Raw genomic sequence first — 12,594 nt, forward strand, 5'->3', positions numbered from 1 at the left:
GCTTTCCAACTCGCTTCTTTTGAAATAGAGCTTCTTTCCATTGGGCTTGTAGTGCGGAATGCTCCCTGCACTTGTCAACTTGTACAAGTGGGATTGGGAAAGCTCCAGATACTGACAAGCTTCATTGAAGTTTAAAACTTCCTTTGTGTAAATCCCCTGGCTCTCAATTAGGCGTTGGAGATTGTCAAGACGTTCTATTATTTCGTCCATTGTCTTACTTATTGAAGAGTTAGAAATGGACACTTGGCCAAATGTCATCCTTGATTGTCAAGGACATAGCAAAGGTCAGAAGGGGTCTCTGGTAGTCTTGAAAATGGAAATTTCAACCTGTGTAACAGGCTGAAATTCAGATACTTTAGGAGATGAGTGGAAATTTGAAATGGTAAATTGACAGAAAATTACCGCAATTTAACCGAGGGGTAAACTGGTGAGCCAGTACTGAGAGTCTATGTATTCCGCTAATGCTTCTGCATTTTGGCGGTAGTTTCTGAATTGTTTGTCGAGGTTGGTCTGATAGCGGTGGTCAAGGAATTTCCGAATATCAACGTCTTTAATCGCCTTCATTGGTTGAAAAGTGCGTGCATTGAAATATCCCTTCTTTATTAATTGGTGGTAGATGGCCGCAAATTCATTTTTCATTCCGTGCTTATCGGTGAAGTTGTAGTTCTCATCAATGTACCCATTTTGGAAAAGAGATTCTTCGAAGCTTGCAAAGCGAGTAGGCGTTTTAATGATGGTTTCATAGGGAAGAATACCCTTCGCATCATTTCTTACATCACCTGATATTGCCTTGAATAGTTTAGATGGTTGTGGTGCGGGTCGGGGGGCAGAAGGACTGGCAACCTGTATTTGTACCGCTTCGGCAATGTGTGAAGGATTTGGTGCCGTATGGTTGAAGTATGTCAGGTAAATATCATCTTCAGTAAGTGGTTCTTCTTTTAACTGATCAGGAAAGCACTCCTGAACTTCCATGTACAGGCGCACAAGCTGGTGTTTGAGGTAGCAGATAATGAAAGCTTCATCATTGGTGGAGGTGTTGGTTTGCAAGGTGCCAAACTTTGGATCGTATTGTTCAGGGCTGTAGTTCTGTTCCTGGATCACCTGGGCAATCTCCCGAAGCTTTTCATTGAGTGTTCTGGTCAATGCCATGTGAACGTGATACTTCTTGGCGTTGGCATTGATACTTTCATTCACCTGCTTGTGGAGGTGGTTCAGGTATTCAGTAGCTTCTGAATCTATCAGGGCTTGGAAGTATTTCCGCTTGTTGTTGAGTGCCTTGGGAAATGAAACTTCAAACTGGGGCTGTACCTGATAGAATGCTTTTTTAAGGTCGTTTAAATCCTGTTTAAACTTCAATTCCGAAACGCCCGACAATAACCACGGGCGAAGATCGAGAAACAGAATCCTGTTGTATGTTTCTAATGATGCGCTCATAGATTCAGTTTGATTTTGTTGGCGGCTTCCTTCTTCTTATCATCAATGATTTTGGCATAGACCTGGGTTGTTTTCAATTCCCTATGGCCTAAGAGCTTTGAAACCGTATAAATGTCTGTTCCTGCTGTAAGCTGTAATGTGGCGTAAGTATGCCGGGCGCAATGGAAAGTAATTGTTTTGGATATTCCGGCTTTCATCATCCATTGCTGCAATTTCAGGTTATGCCAGGCTGAATATTTCAGCCCTTTGAAAACCCTCTCGTCTTTGTCCTGACGTTCTCCAAGTAATCCAAAGGCTTGTTCTGAAATGGGCAAGGTTTCGGCTCCCTTAGTTTTCTTTTGTCTGAAACGGATATAGTACCCCATATCATTGGAGTGCTGCACTTCAGACCAAAGGAGTTTGTTTATGTCTGACCAGCGAAGCCCGGTAAGGCATGAAAAGATGAAAGCTGTTTTCATCTGCGGAATTTCACATTCTGCGTTTACTGCAGCTTGCAGCTCTTCCAGTGTCAAAAATTCTCTTTCCGGTTCACCTTGCTTGAATGCTTCAACTCCTTCACTCGGATTGGTTGGAATGATACCATCCTTTACGGCTTGCTTGAGTGCTGCCCTGAGTTTATTGAAATAGGAGTACTTGGAGTTTTGGGATAGTTTCTGTTCTCCGTGGGCTATGGCCTTTTTATCAAGGAAGTGTTTGAAGTCCTGGACAAATTGCCTATCCACTTCTGAGAAAGCAATGTCATAAGCGCAAAAGGCTTTCAAATGCTTGAGCATACTTGTCCAGTTCCCATGATTTCCGGGGCTGTCCTGCCTTTGGTTGGCCAGCAATTCAACATAAGCAAGGAAGCTGCCTTTTAGCTTCTCCTGATCCCGAAAGCCATAAACTCCGTTTTGGATTTCAATCTGTCGCTGTGCTCGAATGGTTTCGGCTAATTGCATAGTCTTTTTATTGACCTCTTTTTCCTCCTTTGTTCTGGCTTTCGGGTTGAGGTATAGTTTTAGATACTCTGTCTTTCTCTTGCCCTTATGGTAGTAGTCAAGGTATAGGCTGGTTTGTCCGCCCTGGTTGCGTTCTCTTAGTGTTACCTTCATGCTTGAAAAAGTTTTTCGATTGCTGCTCTTTTGATGATAGTACGCCTGCCGATCTTGGCAGCCTGGATATTCCCGTTCTTAATTTGACGGTACAGGGTCATTCTGCTTGCTCCAAGGAGTTTGCAGGTTTCCGCAATGCTGAGGAAATCCTTTTCATTGACTTGCTCTTGGATGAACTCTTGTTTTTGGATTGCAGTAGGGGCTACCTCCTGGAGCTTGGCATCCCTTTGACGTTTTTTGTATGCACGTTTGGCGCAGTTGTCTCCGCAATATTGGGTCACCGTAGTTTTGGCAATAAACTCAGTTCCGCAGTGCTGACAGATTTTGGGTACTCGAATGTTGCTGCTCATGGTGTTTCCTTTTGGTGCTTGTTTCTGTATCAGAGTGTATCCCTTTGTATCGGGATGTATCTCTATGTAACATCAATTCGCCAGTGTTTAAAATATCTGTTGCTAACAACAAGTTTGTTTCTATCAGCAACAGATTAGAAACAAATATAAGTAAAAAATGGAAACTTAGCAACAAATAAAGGAAGTAAAAACCGCCCAAAAGCAAGTAAAAGAAGGGTTTAGTGTATCAATGGAAATGTAATTACTTTCCGATACAAAAATTCCTAAAAATATTCTCCAGAAGATCATCCGTCGTGATCTCACCTGTGATCTCACCTAAGAAATGTAAGGAGCGGCGTATGTCCATAGCTACAAAGTCATTGGTGACTTCATTGTCCAATCCAGTAAGAATATCCAATAAGGACTCACGGGTTTTGACTAAGGAATCGTAATGACGTACATTGGTCACTACCGTATTTCCTGTTCTGAATTTATCCAGATTCACCAGCACAAGAATCCTTGATTTGAGTTCTTCCAAGTTTTCCTTTTTTCCTGCAGAGATAAAAATAGTATCCGGATGCTTCTCCTTTAACTCACCTATTAACTGGGAGTTACCCTTGTCCACCTTATTTGCAACTTTCAGGAAGGGAACACCTTGGTTTTCCAGCTTATTAACGTCACGATTGATCTCTACCAAGTCTGTATCACCTAGATCAAAGAGGTATAAGATCAATGAAGCTGACTTCATTTTCTCCTGAGTTCGGCTGACTCCAATGGCTTCAATGGTATCGGTCGTCTCGCGCAAACCTGCAGTATCTATAAAGCGGAAGATTACTCCACCTATATTTATTTCGTCTTCAATAAAGTCTCTAGTCGTGCCGGCAATCTCAGAAACGATTGCTTTTTCCTCATTGAGTAGGGCATTCAGAAGGGTGGACTTTCCTGCATTTGGCTTTCCGGCGATGACAGTAGGCATACCATTTTTGATCACATTTCCCAGATCAAAGCTCAGGATCAATTCTTCAACTACCCGAAGTAAGCGCTCTACCAGGGCTCGTAATTCCTCACGGCTGGCAAACTCCACGTCCTCCTCACCAAAATCCAACTCCAATTCTATCATTGAAGCAAAATGAATCAATCGAGATCTAAGTTCTTGTATTTCAGAACTGAATCCTCCACGCATTTGGCTGAGTGCAGCTTGATGGGAAGTTTCGGAGTCGGCATGAATCAGATCGGCAACAGCTTCAGCTTGGGCCAAATCGAATTGCCCATTTAGGAATGCGCGCTGGGTGAATTCTCCGGGCTTGGCAGGCCGGGCACCTTTGCGGATGAAAAGTTTGAGAACCTGATTGATGATATAGGAAGATCCATGCGTGGATATTTCCACTACATTTTCCTTGGTGAATGATTTGGGAGCAATGAATAGAGAAACCAACACCTCATCGATGATTTTTTCTCCATCGCGGATGGTTCCAAAATGTATCGTGTGAGAATCCTGTTTTTCCAGGTTTTTTCCAAAAAAAACTTCGTTTGTAAGTTGAATAGCATCTTTGCCTGAAAGGCGGATGACCGCAATAGCGCCAACGCCCTGAGGGGTTGCTAATGCTATGATGGTATCATTTTGCTCGGAAAGGGAAAAACTCATTTGGTACCAAATCCTTTATCAACGATCTCACCAAGGCCAGCTAGGAATGGAATCGGTTCTCTATATCCCGGTAATTGCGTGATGTTCTGTAGCGTAGGGTCGATGATCACAAAATTAGGGTAGGACTGTACGCGCATTGTTGCAGCCATTTTAGCCTCACTATATTTCTTTCCCTTAAAGTCAAAGGTGCGTTTGTCATCTTCCGCATTCATTTTGACTGCATAAAAATTCTCGTTGATGTATTTGATGACAGCTGGATCGGTGAACGTATCCTTATCCATTTTCTTACACCAGCCACACCAATCGGTATACACGTCTACGAAAAGCATCTTTGGGTTTGCTTCCGAAGCGGCCACCGCATCTTCGAATTTCAGCCATTCTATTTTTTCCTGAGCTTGCGCAAAGTTGGCAGCTAGTAAAAGGAAACCTATGAATACTATTTTTTTCATGCTGTGTAATTTCAATTCTCCAACGGCTTGACGCTTGTGGAAGTTCCGAAAGCCCAATTTGGCTTAATGCTTTTGAATAAGGCCGACCCTAGAAATAACAGTCCGCCAACGGCTACCATCATTCCGGCAATAGAACTATCCACCAAATATGCGGCATAATATCCTGCAATTGCAATAAAAATACCTAACCCGCAGGTAAGTTTTATAAGAGATGTTAATTTTTTCGTCCAAAGGAAAGCTGTGGCAGGAGGGACCACGAGTAAAGCCACTACCAAAATGGCACCAACCGCTTCGAAACTACTAACCGTGGTATAAGATACCATACTCATCAAAGCCAGATTAATTGCCCCAGCTGGAATGCCGATCACTAAGCCAAAGTTTTCATCAAAACTCGTAAGCTTTAATTCCTTGTACAAGAGGATAATAAAAGCACTTACCAAAACTAAATTCAATATGGCCAAATAAGTGATTCTAGGTCCCATACTAAAGCCAGCTTTCGTAATCCAAAGGTCAATAGGAAGGTAAGCAATTTCCCCATACAACACGCATTCCTGATCCAGATCGACCTTGTATGCCAGCATATTGATCAAGATGATGCCTATGGCAAAAAGCAGGGTAAAGGTTATTCCTATGGATGCATCCAGTTGAACTTTGGCTTTGTTCTTCAGCCAATCTATCACTAGAGTAGCTAAAATCCCGAGAATTCCAGCTCCAATGATTACTTCCAGTCCCCGCTGACTTCCTGAAAAGAAGAATCCAATTACTATCCCGGGAAGTACGGCATGGGAAATGGCATCTCCCGTCATGGACATTTTGCGCAGCATCATAAATACGCCCAGCAGTCCACAGGAAATGGAGATCAGGGAAGCAGTGAAAATGATCAGAAATGCGTTTTGGTCAAAGCTCATCGTTGTCGCGGGGGATAGTCTCCTGGTGAGGATCGAGTTTAGGATAATTGAGTCTGTTCTCTAATAAAGCCTCGAGTTCAGGGGTAAGTATGTGTTCCAGTTTTTCGGCAGAATCGTGTACGTGATCAGGAGCAATATTCATGTACTCATTGAGGTAAAGTTCCCATAGTCTATGAAGTCTTACAATGCGCTTAGCCTCCGATTTTCCTTTAATAGTAAAGTCTATAAAACCTTGATTAATAGTAATTAGGTTGGCTTTGATTAATTCATCAATAGTATGCTTCGTTTCTCTCTTTCTGTATGGAAAAGACTGATAGATTTCCTCTATGGTGAAGGTGCTTTTGCCTCCTTCGATTCCGTGGAAAATCAACTTCAATAAATGGTCCTGGTGGGTCTTCTTAAGGTAATACTTTCTAGCGATGAAGCGTGAAAGCACTCCTTTCTTTGGAGCAAAAAGAAAGGAAATCACGGCAAGGATTGAAAGGCATACTACCACCCAAGGGCCAGTAGGCATCTGAGGAATTACAAAAGAAACATAGGTTCCAAGGATGCCAGACACTGCCGAAAATGCCCCGGCGATCAAGAGAAGCTTCCCGAGTTTGTCGGTCCAGAATCTAGCCGCTGCTCCAGGAGTAATCAGCAAGGCAGCCATCAACACCACGCCGATTGCTTGGATTCCAATCACTACAGCTAATATCATCAGCACATTAAATATCAATCTGATCGCACCCATTGGGTAGCCAATGGATTTTCCAAAGTCAGCATTAAATACTAACATGGAAAATTCCTTTCGGAAAGCAGTTAAGGTAAGGATGATCAAAATTGCCAGGCCTCCATAGATGTAAAGGTCTTCCTCCAGAATCGCGATGGCATTTCCAAAGATAAACTGGTTGAGTCCCGCCATTTCCGGATTGCCGGATTTTTGAATGACTGTAAGTAGGACTACGCCAAATCCAAAGAAGATGGAAAGGATGGAAGCAATGATTGCATCGTCACTTAAGCGGGTTTTGCTTTTCAGCCAGGAAGTAAGAAAGGTAGCCAAGGCTCCGGATAGAAATGCACCTGTCACAATATAGATTGGGTTCTTTTCGCCAGCCAACATAAAGCCTAGGCAAATCCCGGGAAGAACTGCATGGGAGATGGCGTCTCCGAGCAAGGCTTTTTTGTCCAGAAAGCTGTAGGTTCCCACATAAGCAGAACCGATGCCTAAGAGCGTGATACCGATTACCACAAAGGCAATAGATGCGTCCTGAAATGTGAAGAAATAGACAAAGTCGCTCATATCAATTTTTCAATGGATTAAAGTCCTTTTGTCTGATGATGTCTGTGACTTTGGTCAGCAGGTTGAGTTTGCCGCCATACGTTTTTCTCAATAGCTCTTCGGTGACCACGTCTTTTTTTGGTCCGGAAGCAACAAGGTGAAGATTCAGCATAATGATCCAGTCAAAGTAATTCATGGCAGAGTGTATGTCATGATGAACGACGATGACGGTTTTTCCTGCTGAAGTCATTTCCTGCAAAAGCTGGAAGATTGCTGTTTCTGTAGCCATGTCCACACCAGCGAACGGTTCGTCCATCAAATACAAATCTGCTTCCTGAGCCAAAGCTCTCGCAATAAATACTCGTTGCTGTTGTCCTCCGGAAAGCTCAGAGATTTGCCGATCCACGAAAGATTGCATCCCAACTTTCTCGAGACAATCCATGGCTATTTTCTTCTCCTTTTTTCCAGGTCTTCGAAAAAGTCCTAGCTTTCCGTAAGTACCCATCATCACCACATCCAGCACAGATGCAGGGAAATTCCAATCCACTGATTCCCGCTGGGGAACGTAACTGATGCGGCTTCTCACGTCATTTAACTCCCGGTCAAAAATCTTGACATAGCCTCCGGTGGTTGGAATAAGCCCCATGATGGCTTTGATTAAAGTTGACTTTCCTGCACCGTTTGGGCCAAGTATTCCGATCAGCTTTCCTGAGGGCAAACTCAGATCCACGTTCCACAAAACTGGACTTTGATCGTAACTGACCGTGAGATCGTGTATTTCTAAAATTGGGGAATCTACGTTTATGATCATTGTGTTAGGCTTTCAAAGATTACTTGAACATTGGTTTTTACCATTCCTATATAGGTGCCGGCAGTGGAGTCTTCAGCGCCAAGACTATCGGTGTAAAGCGGGCCTGCCAATTTGATTTCATGGTTTTGATTTTCACATCCTGCCACCACGGCTTCTATTGCTTTTGGGGAAATGGTCTGCTCCGCAAAAACAGCGTGAATATTTCTCTCCACTATGAAACTTACCAAGCCAGTCAAATCTCTAAGTCCAGGCTCACTCAATGTGGATAATCCCTGCAGTCCCAAAACTTCGAGATTATATGCTTTGCCGAAATAGGAGAAAGCATCATGTGCTGTGATCAGCGCCTGGTTGGCTTTGCGCAGCTCAGCTACTTTATTGAGGTTGTCTTTATGCAGCTCGGCGAGTTGGTTTAAATAAGATTCGGTATTACTAGCGAGAGCTGATTTCCATTCTGGTTTCCATTTGATCAATTCCTCCGAAGCATGTGTCAAGGCCAGGGACCAGAGCGATACATCGAACCAGATATGTGGATCTACGGAGTGCGCTTCAGGTCCGGTTCGAAGAAGTAATTCATTTGAAATATCTTCTGAGACGTTTATCAGGTTTTGGCTGAAGGTAAGCTTCTCAAAAATCTCAGTCATTTTTCCCTCAAGGAATAGTCCGTGGTAAATAACCATGTCCGCGTTTTGAAGTAAGTCCAAATCGCGGACTGACGCTTTGTACAAATGCGGATCTACACCTGCCGGCATAAGGGAAACCACCTCAGCATTCTCACCGACAATATTCCTGATTCCGTCAGCCAGGATACTGGTAGTGGCTACAATTCTTGGCTTAGTTCTCTCTTCCTTGTTTTCAAATTTGCAGGCAAAAGATAGAAGGAGGACTACTAGTAATAGTATTAGTTTGCTCATGACTGAATCGCCAAAATATTTGCTGCTACATCCTTCGACATGAAGAGTGTTTTTTTCTGATCGACGAGAATTTCCATAGACCCATCAAACTCCACTTTGTCCAATATTTTTATTCTTGCTCCTATGTAAGCTCCCACCTTATCCAGATATTTTAAGAAGGCTGCCGAGCTGTCTTTCACGGCTACGATCTGACCGGACTGGTCAATATCCATTTCGATCAAAGCAACTCTAGGCCTGGCTTTCACATCTCCATATTCATCCGGAATTGGGTCACCATGCGGATCGAATTTTGGGTAGTTCAGATAAGCGTCGAGGCGTTGAATTAATAGGGGTGATTGTATGTGTTCTAACTCCTCTGCCACCTCATGAACTTCATCCCAGGCGAACTGTAATTTGTCCACCAAAAACACTTCCCAAAGTCGATGCTTTCGGATAGTTTGTAGTGCTCTTTTTTTACCTTCTTCCGTGATGTTTACACCGTAATATTTCCGGTATTCGATCACCTCTTTTTCTCCAAGTTTTCTGAGCATGTCAGAGACAGAAGCTGCTTTGGTTTTTATTTCCGCTGCCACGTCATTAGTGGATACACTTTTAGTTCCGCCGTCCGATAGGTGATAGATCGCCTTTAGGTAATTCTCTTCGGCTATAGTTAGGGTCATGAGATTCCAATTTGTACTGAGACAAATATAAATATAAATTTAGATAAAGCTTAAAATATTTTCAATATGGGCTAAATCGACTGTGGATAACCCCTTTTCGAATGTGTTTACTGTTTTAGTCTTGACTAAAAATAAGATTAGTTAAAATTAAATATTGATATAAACTGCTGAAAATTAAAATATTGGATAGGTGTCTATTTCCGAATAGCTTCCAAATTTGTGAAAATATCCCAGTTTCCATTTGGAAGAAACCAGTGTCGAAAATAGGGCATAGGTGGATAAGTGTGAATAGTAATCCACATCCTATTTGGAACTTAAAGGGAGGAGATTGCTGTGATGAAATCCTGGTGTTGGGATTTCCACAGGATTGAAGCAGGGGGATTTTGGGTGAAGTATTCCTGATTCAGAGCTGCTTTGAATTGGGTGGTTGCGTTTGCTAAGTCAAAAAAATCAATGGGCAATCCGCCTGAAAATGGTTTTAGAAATTCAAGCCACTTTGGATTTCCACCAATCAAAACAGGCACTCCTAGCGCAGCGGATTCAAATAGTTTGGTCGGCATTTTATCCTTGATAGCTTCTCTATTTTGGTAGGGTAAAAACGCGAAATCCACATCAGAATACTCTGCAATTATCTCCTCATGAGGTATAGCAAATACAGAGGGATTTAGATGAATTTGAGGGACATTTTCACATGCTCTTTGAAGCTCAATTCTGAAGTTTGCTAAGGTGCAATGACCAATTATTTTAAGGGATGAATTAGGGTATTCCTTTAAGATTTCTTTGAACCAACTGATTGCTTCGAGTGTGCCGAAAGCAGGAGTGAGCGTACCTGAAATCAAAAAATTGTAGCCAGTTCTTTCAGGGAATTTGAATGAAGAAATATCTTGAATTTCTCCGGCATATTTATTTTCCAAAATCAGATAAGGAGATTTATCAGGCATCTCTTGTCGGTAGCATTTCTCTGCAAGAAGGAACAAGTCCACTCCGCCTACACCTTCCATTCTTCTGATTATGCTAGTAGCTTGGCCTCTTTTTTCTTTGCTTAAGTTAGGGTTTAACTCCAGGTTTTTGACATAGTTTTCCTGTACATCATAGACTAATTTGTAGCCTATAAGTCGCTTGAAAAATGATGCAGAGGGTAGAAATTCATAGGTGCAGCAAATCAGGATTTTTGGCCGAATTTTAAGCAGGACTCGTACAAACTTTATCTGTGAGAAAATTCTTCCCCATATTGAGTGTGTACTGGAAAGGGAGGTATAATAGTTTTCATCTTTGCAATTTTTCAGGGGTAATTGTGAAAATCCCATAAAACTTAAGCGATATAGACCTGTTTCTCGCAACGAAAGGCCAAGCTTTCCCCAAGCTCTCGTATCTTTGGCGGGCTTAAGGCTTGACGCGATCAAGACTGGAATTAGGGAAGCAGATTTTTCACTCATTAAACGAAACTAACCAAAATAATGGAACTGAAGACCATCATAGAAAAGGCCTGGGAAAACCGGGAATTATTAAAAGAAGAAACAACCCAGCAAGCGATAAGAGCTGTAATAGCTGATCTGGATGCTGGTGTACTACGTGTAGCTGAGCCAACTGAAGACGGTAACTGGAAAGTGAACGACTGGGTGAAGAAAGCTGTAATTCTATATTTCCCTATCCAAAAGATGGAAACCATCGAAGTAGGACCTTTCGAATTCCATGATAAAATGGCTCTTAAAACTAATTATGCTGAGAAAGGTGTGCGTGTAGTTCCTCACGCAGTAGCGCGTTATGGAGCATTTCTAGCCTCAGGGGTAGTGATGATGCCAAGTTATGTTAATATAGGAGCGTATGTAGAGGGTGGCACGATGGTTGACACTTGGGCTACTGTCGGATCATGTGCGCAGATCGGCAAAAATGTTCATTTGAGTGGTGGAGTAGGTATAGGAGGAGTTTTAGAACCAATCCAGGCAGCACCAGTGATTATCGAAGACGGAGCTTTTATAGGTTCCAGAGCAATCATAGTAGAAGGTGTGAGAATCGGTAAGGAAGCAGTGATTGGAGCTGGTGTTACGTTGACAGCAAGTTCAAAAATCATCGATGTGACCGGAGCTCAGCCTGTAGAATACAAGGGTTACGTGCCTGAGCGTTCGGTGGTGATCCCGGGTTCTATTTCAAAAAACTTCCCTGCGGGCACTTTCCAAGTTCCTTGCGCTTTGATCATCGGTCAAAGAAAAGCTTCCACAGATCTTAAAACATCCCTAAATGATGCGCTTAGAGATAACAGTTTAGCAGTATAAACTAACAATAATGAAAACGAGCAAAAGAGCAATTCTAGCTCTATTTATATCAGCCTCTCTTTGGTCTTGTGCAGAAGAGAAAACCAGTTCAGGAGACACTTATTTCAATAAAGGAGAATATGAGAAAGCAGCGCTTGAGTATTCTGAAGATTTGAAATTCAAGCCAAACGATTTCCGGATGCTTTATAATAGAGGGAGAGCGAATGAAGAACAGGGAAATTATGAAGAGGCAATTGCTGATTTCGAAAATGCATTGGCGGTCGAACCAAATAATTTTCAGGTTCTACTAAGTCTTGCAAATGTTCATTACAACCAAAAGAACTATACAAATGCTTTGCTCTTTTCAGATCAGGCAGCAGAAATTTCGGGTGCCCCAGCAATGGCTTCTTTTATGAAGGCTCGCGCATTGCATCAGCTAGGCAAACCTGATGAAGCGTTGAAAGCTTATGGGAATGCAATTTCTGTCGATAAAGACTTTGGCCAGGCTTACTACAACAGGGGCTTGCTCAAAGTAGCAATGAAAAAGGTGGGATCTTCCTGCGAAGATTTCCAGCTGGCACGTGCTTTAGAATATCCAGGAGCAGAAGAAGCTTACGCTAAGTATTGCAAATAAAATAAAAACCGGCTTAGACCGGTTTTTTTATGTTTTTTCTAAACAACTGAGTACAATTAGTACATCATCGAGGGTAGAACTTAGAGTAATTGTTTTCCATCAAAACATGGACGTTTTGCCTGTCAAATCAATAAATGTGAAATAAATCTCATTACTGTGGCTGAAAACTGAGACTGTTCTCTATTACAAAAAAGTAAGCCTTTTACGTAA

General features: G+C 42.3%; 14 protein-coding genes. 2 read left to right on the top strand and 12 right to left on the bottom strand.

What is annotated here, in order from left to right; genetic code table 11:
- The 12 genes from AACZ73_RS17820 to AACZ73_RS17875 form a co-directional block, all read right to left on the bottom strand.
- On the bottom strand, positions 1-210 hold a 210-nt coding region (locus AACZ73_RS17820; protein WP_339879957.1), incomplete at its 3' end, for a helix-turn-helix domain-containing protein.
- Positions 211-408: 198 nt separating this feature from the next.
- On the bottom strand, positions 409-1,434 hold the full coding sequence (locus AACZ73_RS17825) for a DUF6617 family protein (protein WP_272987538.1): 1,026 nt from the start codon (positions 1,432-1,434) through the stop codon (positions 409-411).
- On the bottom strand, positions 1,431-2,525 hold the full coding sequence (locus AACZ73_RS17830) for a site-specific integrase (protein ID WP_149393300.1): 1,095 nt from the start codon (positions 2,523-2,525) through the stop codon (positions 1,431-1,433). The genes AACZ73_RS17825 and AACZ73_RS17830 overlap by 4 nt, the downstream gene beginning before the upstream one ends.
- A complete protein-coding gene (locus tag AACZ73_RS17835; RefSeq protein ID WP_149393299.1) occupies positions 2,522-2,875 on the bottom strand; it encodes a helix-turn-helix domain-containing protein in 354 nt (117 codons plus the stop codon). Before AACZ73_RS17835 ends, AACZ73_RS17830 begins: the two co-directional genes overlap by 4 nt.
- 241 nt (positions 2,876-3,116) lie before the next feature.
- Positions 3,117-4,499, bottom strand: coding sequence for a tRNA uridine-5-carboxymethylaminomethyl(34) synthesis GTPase MnmE (gene mnmE, locus AACZ73_RS17840; RefSeq protein ID WP_339879960.1), 1,383 nt, complete (start codon positions 4,497-4,499; stop codon positions 3,117-3,119).
- Entirely contained in the window at positions 4,496-4,948 is a 453-nt protein-coding gene (locus AACZ73_RS17845) for a thioredoxin fold domain-containing protein (protein WP_339879961.1), read from the bottom strand. Before AACZ73_RS17845 ends, mnmE begins: the two co-directional genes overlap by 4 nt.
- 11 nt (positions 4,949-4,959) lie before the next feature.
- Positions 4,960-5,856, bottom strand: coding sequence for a metal ABC transporter permease (locus AACZ73_RS17850; protein ID WP_339879963.1), 897 nt, complete (start codon positions 5,854-5,856; stop codon positions 4,960-4,962).
- The gene (locus AACZ73_RS17855; RefSeq protein ID WP_339879964.1) at positions 5,846-7,138 is read right to left on the bottom strand and encodes an iron chelate uptake ABC transporter family permease subunit; all 1,293 of its coding nucleotides are present in this window, start codon (positions 7,136-7,138) and stop codon (positions 5,846-5,848) included. Before AACZ73_RS17855 ends, AACZ73_RS17850 begins: the two co-directional genes overlap by 11 nt.
- A gap of 1 nt (position 7,139) precedes the next feature.
- Positions 7,140-7,928 (bottom strand): metal ABC transporter ATP-binding protein, encoded by a 789-nt coding sequence (locus AACZ73_RS17860; RefSeq protein ID WP_339879966.1) that lies wholly within the window; start codon positions 7,926-7,928, stop codon positions 7,140-7,142.
- On the bottom strand, positions 7,925-8,839 hold the full coding sequence (locus AACZ73_RS17865) for a zinc ABC transporter substrate-binding protein (RefSeq protein WP_339879968.1): 915 nt from the start codon (positions 8,837-8,839) through the stop codon (positions 7,925-7,927). Before AACZ73_RS17865 ends, AACZ73_RS17860 begins: the two co-directional genes overlap by 4 nt.
- The gene (locus AACZ73_RS17870) at positions 8,836-9,498 is read right to left on the bottom strand and encodes a metal-dependent transcriptional regulator (RefSeq protein WP_339879970.1); all 663 of its coding nucleotides are present in this window, start codon (positions 9,496-9,498) and stop codon (positions 8,836-8,838) included. Before AACZ73_RS17870 ends, AACZ73_RS17865 begins: the two co-directional genes overlap by 4 nt.
- Positions 9,499-9,812: 314 nt before the next feature.
- The gene (locus tag AACZ73_RS17875; protein ID WP_339879972.1) at positions 9,813-10,934 is read right to left on the bottom strand and encodes a hypothetical protein; all 1,122 of its coding nucleotides are present in this window, start codon (positions 10,932-10,934) and stop codon (positions 9,813-9,815) included.
- Positions 10,935-10,955: 21 nt separating this feature from the next.
- On the opposite strand from AACZ73_RS17875, the gene AACZ73_RS17880 reads away from it, so the two are divergent.
- Both AACZ73_RS17880 and AACZ73_RS17885 read left to right on the top strand, forming a co-directional pair.
- Positions 10,956-11,771, top strand: a complete 816-nt coding sequence (locus AACZ73_RS17880; RefSeq protein ID WP_339879974.1) for a 2,3,4,5-tetrahydropyridine-2,6-dicarboxylate N-succinyltransferase — start codon at positions 10,956-10,958, stop codon at positions 11,769-11,771.
- Between the two features lie 10 nt (positions 11,772-11,781).
- On the top strand, positions 11,782-12,384 hold the full coding sequence (locus AACZ73_RS17885; RefSeq protein WP_339879976.1) for a tetratricopeptide repeat protein: 603 nt from the start codon (positions 11,782-11,784) through the stop codon (positions 12,382-12,384).
- The last annotated feature ends 210 nt before the right edge of the window (positions 12,385-12,594 follow it).

This window comes from uncultured Algoriphagus sp., from assembly GCF_963974835.1.
GTDB lineage: Bacteria > Bacteroidota > Bacteroidia > Cytophagales > Cyclobacteriaceae > Algoriphagus.

Excerpts from the sequence above, each read along its gene's own strand:
- AACZ73_RS17825 (WP_272987538.1), bottom strand. The coding sequence starts at position 1,434 with ATGAGCGCATCATTAGAAACATACAACAGGATTCTGTTTCTCGATCTT.
- AACZ73_RS17830 (WP_149393300.1), bottom strand. The coding sequence starts at position 2,525 with ATGAAGGTAACACTAAGAGAACGCAACCAGGGCGGACAAACCAGCCTA.
- AACZ73_RS17835 (WP_149393299.1), bottom strand. The coding sequence starts at position 2,875 with ATGAGCAGCAACATTCGAGTACCCAAAATCTGTCAGCACTGCGGAACT.
- mnmE (WP_339879960.1), bottom strand. The coding sequence starts at position 4,499 with ATGAGTTTTTCCCTTTCCGAGCAAAATGATACCATCATAGCATTAGCA.
- AACZ73_RS17845 (WP_339879961.1), bottom strand. The coding sequence starts at position 4,948 with ATGAAAAAAATAGTATTCATAGGTTTCCTTTTACTAGCTGCCAACTTT.
- AACZ73_RS17850 (WP_339879963.1), bottom strand. The coding sequence starts at position 5,856 with ATGAGCTTTGACCAAAACGCATTTCTGATCATTTTCACTGCTTCCCTG.
- AACZ73_RS17855 (WP_339879964.1), bottom strand. The coding sequence starts at position 7,138 with ATGAGCGACTTTGTCTATTTCTTCACATTTCAGGACGCATCTATTGCC.
- AACZ73_RS17860 (WP_339879966.1), bottom strand. The coding sequence starts at position 7,928 with ATGATCATAAACGTAGATTCCCCAATTTTAGAAATACACGATCTCACG.
- AACZ73_RS17865 (WP_339879968.1), bottom strand. The coding sequence starts at position 8,839 with ATGAGCAAACTAATACTATTACTAGTAGTCCTCCTTCTATCTTTTGCC.
- AACZ73_RS17870 (WP_339879970.1), bottom strand. The coding sequence starts at position 9,498 with ATGACCCTAACTATAGCCGAAGAGAATTACCTAAAGGCGATCTATCAC.
- AACZ73_RS17875 (WP_339879972.1), bottom strand. The coding sequence starts at position 10,934 with ATGAGTGAAAAATCTGCTTCCCTAATTCCAGTCTTGATCGCGTCAAGC.
- AACZ73_RS17880 (WP_339879974.1), top strand. The coding sequence starts at position 10,956 with ATGGAACTGAAGACCATCATAGAAAAGGCCTGGGAAAACCGGGAATTA.
- AACZ73_RS17885 (WP_339879976.1), top strand. The coding sequence starts at position 11,782 with ATGAAAACGAGCAAAAGAGCAATTCTAGCTCTATTTATATCAGCCTCT.